This window comes from Cytophagia bacterium CHB2, from assembly GCA_030263535.1.
GTDB lineage: Bacteria > Zhuqueibacterota > Zhuqueibacteria > Zhuqueibacterales > Zhuqueibacteraceae > Coneutiohabitans.
Genome location: SZPB01000490.1, coordinates 1 through 3,831, shown reverse-complemented (window position 1 = coordinate 3,831; position 3,831 = coordinate 1). Strand labels below are relative to the sequence as shown.

Sequence of the window (3,831 nt, the reverse complement as noted above, 5' to 3'; positions counted from 1 at the left end):
GAAGCTGAAAGGCTTATCCGGAACGGTGAATTTGCCAAATTGATCGGGGTACTTAGAAAAATCCATTTCATATTCTCCGAAACGTGTATTGGCCGAATCAAAAAATCATCAATGAATCAAACAACAATCGAGAAAAATCTTTGGCCACAGAAATCGGACTCCCACAGAAAAAAACAAAGGCTTTTTTGTGGGATTTCACTTCGGTGGGCGAATAAATTTCAGTGCCGTTGCTGCAAGTTTTTCTGCAAATGTTTACCAGGTCGTTTAAAAAATCTTGGAGCTTTGTCGCTCGGCGATTTCGATTTGCCGCAGCGTCGCAAAAAACTCGCGCAGTTTGTGATGATCTTTAATGCCGGGCGCAAGCTCGACGGAACTGGAAAGATCGACGGCATCCGGTTGCGCGGTTGCCAACGCTTGCGCGATGTTACTCGACGAAAGTCCGCCGGCCAAAATCACCGGCGCGTGCGCTTTCATCTGCCGGGAAAAATTCCAATCCGACAATTGGCCAGTGCCGCCAAATTGATCTTGCGTTTTGCTGTCGATCAAAAAAGCCGCCATTGAAACATTTTTATACGCGTCGAATTCTACCGGACTGCAAACAGCCTTGATCACCGGCAACGGCGATGCTTGACACAATGCAACCTCTTCCTCGCCGTGCAATTGAATATGCGTCAAACCTGCATTTTTAGCGGTCGAAATCAGGGTTTGCAAATCGGGATTGACAAACACACCGACGCGGGCAATCTGAGGCGGAAGTTTTGCGCTGATGTGGGCCGCTTGCGCAACCTCAAGGCAGCGTGGGCTGCGCGCATAAAATACAAAACCAACAGCCGCGGCTCCGAGTTCAGCCGCGGCAAGCGCATCTGCAAGACGGGTGATGCCGCAAATCTTTGCCGGGATCATCGTCGCGGCACTCCCACAAAATATGACAAAGCTTTTCCGGGATCAGGCTGGCGCATGAGGTGACTGCCAATGAGAATGGCATCGATGCCGCATTCGGCCAGGCGCTCGACTTCGCTGCGCGAGGTAATGCCGGATTCGGCGATGCACACGCAGCTTGCGGGGATTCGCGCTGCCAATTTCTCAGAAGTCGCAAGACTCACTGAAAATGTTTGCAAATCGCGATTGTTGATGCCGATGATCTCCGCGCCGGCGGCCAGAGCGATTTCGATTTCACGTTCGTCGTGCACTTCGATCAACCCGTGCAAACCAAGTTCTTTCGTAAAAACCATCAATTCGGCGAGTTGCCTGGCATCTAAAATCGCAACGATCAGCAACACCGCATCTGCGCAGAAGGCGCGCGCTTCGGCGATTTGATAAGGATCAATGATGAAATCTTTGCGCAGAGCCGGCAAGCTGCAAAACCCGCGCGCCTGGTTCAAATAATCGAGATGGCCCTGAAAAAAATTTTCATCCGTCAGCACTGAAAGCGCAGCAGCGCCATTTGCGGCGTAACTTTGCGCGAGCTGTTGGGGATCGAAGTCTTCACGCAAAACTCCGGCGGAGGGCGAAGCTTTTTTCAATTCGGCGATCACCGTAACATTGACGCCCGCCAGCAAGGCCTGACGGAAATCGCGCACAGGCGATTGCAACTTGGCGCGCTGCTCCAAATCAGCAAAAGATGATTTTCGTTTGGCGCGGCGAACTTCTTCTTGTTTATGCGCAACGATGCGCGCGAGAAATGATTGTTCCGGCATGTCAATTCGGTTTTTTGAATTCGTGCGTTCGGCGGCGCAACGTTTCGAGCTTTGCCAGCGCGGCGCCGGAATCAATGCTTTGTTGCGCCAGCGCAATGCCTTCCGCCACATCTTTGGCTTTGCCCGCAACCCAAAATCCGCACGCGGCATTGGCCAGCACCACATCGCGCGCCACACCCGGTTCGCCGTTGAGCACGCGCAAAGCGATCCCGGCATTGTCCCCGGCATTGCCGCCGCTCAGGCTTTCATAATACAATTGCGTGAAGCCAAAATCTTTGGGCGTGAGCGTGCGTTCGGCAAGATTGCCGTGCTTCACTTCGATCACGCGCGTCGGGCCGTGCACCGAAATTTCATCGAGACCATCTTCGCTGTGTACAACCAGCGCATGCTCGGCGCCCAATTCGGCGAGAACTTCAGCCATCAAGCGCATCAGGCGACGATCATAAACGCCCAACACCTGCCGCTTCACACCTGCGGGATTCGTTAGCGGCCCGAGAATGTTGAAAACCGTGCGCGCGCCGATTTCCTTGCGCGGGGCTATGGCATGCTTGGTCGCGCTGTGCAAAACCGGCGCGAACAAAAAGGCCATGCCGACCTCGTCCAAACATTGGCCCATGTGATCAGCAGTGAGATTGAGATTGATCCCCAATGCTTCCAGCACATCGGCGCTGCCGGATTTGCTCGACACCGAACGGTTGCCATGCTTGGCCACGGCCACCCCGCCGCCGGCAACGACGAATGAAGCCACGGTCGAAATGTTGAACGTGCCTTTGTTGTCTCCCCCGGTGCCGCACATGTCGATCGGATGCGGGCGTTGCGTGCGCACGGGCGCGGCTTTGTCGCGCATGGCCTGGGCAAAGCCCGCCACTTCCTGCGCGCGCTCGCCCTTCATGCGCAGCGCGATCAGCAGAGCCGCAATTTGCGCCGGCGTCGCCGCGCCGCTCATGATCTCACTCATCACGCTGTAGGCTTGCTGGCGATCGAGATCAACTTGTTCAAGAACTTGCTGCAGGGCTATTTGAATGGTGGTAGAGTTTGCCGTCTTGGCTGCAAACGTAGCTGGCGCAGATTTTTTTGTATCGGTTATTCCGGATTGCGCCGGAGGAGATTGCAGATTCATTTCCGCAGGCTGGGTATTTTTTGAGTCTGTGTTTTGAGGCGCAGTCCGAATCGCAGAACCTGGCGTACACATCTGCAAAAAATTTTTCAAAATGACTTTACCCGCCGCCGTCATGATGGATTCGGGATGAAATTGCACGCCCTCGAGCACGAACTCGCGATGGCGTATGCCCATTATCAAACCATGTTCGCTACGCGCTGTGATTTCGAAACAGGCCGGCAGCGAATCTTCGGCAATGATGAGAGAATGATAGCGCGTGGCGCTAAAGGGATTCTCCACGCCTTGAAACAAGCCATTGCCGTCGTGATGGATCTGTGAAATTTTTCCGTGCATCAATTCCGGCGCGCGCGCCACCACGCCGCCAAAAGCCGCGCCCATCGCCTGATGTCCCAGGCAAACGCCGAGAATGGGAATTTTTCCGGCAAAGCGTTCGATGATTGGAATGGTGAGACCCGCGTCCTCTGGGCGGCCGGGGCCGGGCGAAATCACGATGCCGGCGGGCTTCATTTCGGCAATCTGATCGAGCGTAAGTGCGTCGTTGCGAAACACCTGCAATTCCGCGCCCAGCTCGCCGAGATATTGCACCAAATTATAAGTAAACGAATCGAAGTTGTCGATCATGAGGATCATGCAAGTCACCTCTTTCGCAGTAACGGCCTACGCCAATTTTCAGTCAAGTTGAAAATCGACGCTCTTCGTGCAGCTTTGAAAACTTCGCCCGCAGAGGTAGAACTGCCACAGAAATAAAAAAGCCATTTCTGTGGGATTTCATTTCAGTGGGCGAAACACTTTCAAAATTTTATTCTATGCTTGAAAAGCTAATCGCCTATTGTGCTTCAACTTGATGTTGAGAACAATGTGTAATGATCAATGGTTAATTGTCTATGAATGGTCAATGAATAATGATAAATACTTCATAACCCTCGTTCCGCTAAATCGATTGCATTCCACACGGCGCGGGCTTTTTCGATGGTTTCTTGATACTCGCGGCCCGGGTCGGAATCTGCAACGATG

3 protein-coding genes are annotated in these 3,831 nt (G+C 53.2%); all 3 read right to left on the bottom strand.

Annotation, left to right across the window (positions count from 1 at the left end; translation table 11 throughout):
• Positions 1–264 precede the first annotated feature (264 nt).
• The 3 genes from FBQ85_27775 to FBQ85_27765 are packed head-to-tail and all read right to left on the bottom strand — an operon-like array spanning position 265 to position 3,447.
• Positions 265–903: a phosphoribosylanthranilate isomerase gene (locus tag FBQ85_27775; GenBank protein MDL1878933.1), complete on the bottom strand. Its 639-nt coding sequence runs from the start codon at positions 901–903 to the stop codon at positions 265–267.
• Positions 900–1,697, bottom strand: a complete 798-nt coding sequence (gene trpC, locus FBQ85_27770) for an indole-3-glycerol phosphate synthase TrpC (GenBank protein ID MDL1878932.1) — start codon at positions 1,695–1,697, stop codon at positions 900–902. Before trpC ends, FBQ85_27775 begins: the two co-directional genes overlap by 4 nt.
• Position 1,698: 1 nt before the next feature.
• Positions 1,699–3,447 carry a bifunctional anthranilate synthase component II/anthranilate phosphoribosyltransferase gene (locus FBQ85_27765; GenBank protein ID MDL1878931.1) on the bottom strand — a complete coding sequence of 583 codons (1,749 nt, stop codon included), beginning with the start codon at positions 3,445–3,447 and terminating at the stop codon, positions 1,699–1,701.
• Between the last annotated feature and the right edge of the window lie 384 nt (positions 3,448–3,831).

Bases quoted from the DNA above. Each gene is read 5' to 3' on its own strand.
- FBQ85_27775 (MDL1878933.1), bottom strand. From the start codon at position 903: ATGATCCCGGCAAAGATTTGCGGCATCACCCGTCTTGCAGATGCGCTT.
- trpC (MDL1878932.1), bottom strand. From the start codon at position 1,697: ATGCCGGAACAATCATTTCTCGCGCGCATCGTTGCGCATAAACAAGAA.
- FBQ85_27765 (MDL1878931.1), bottom strand. From the start codon at position 3,447: ATGATCCTCATGATCGACAACTTCGATTCGTTTACTTATAATTTGGTG.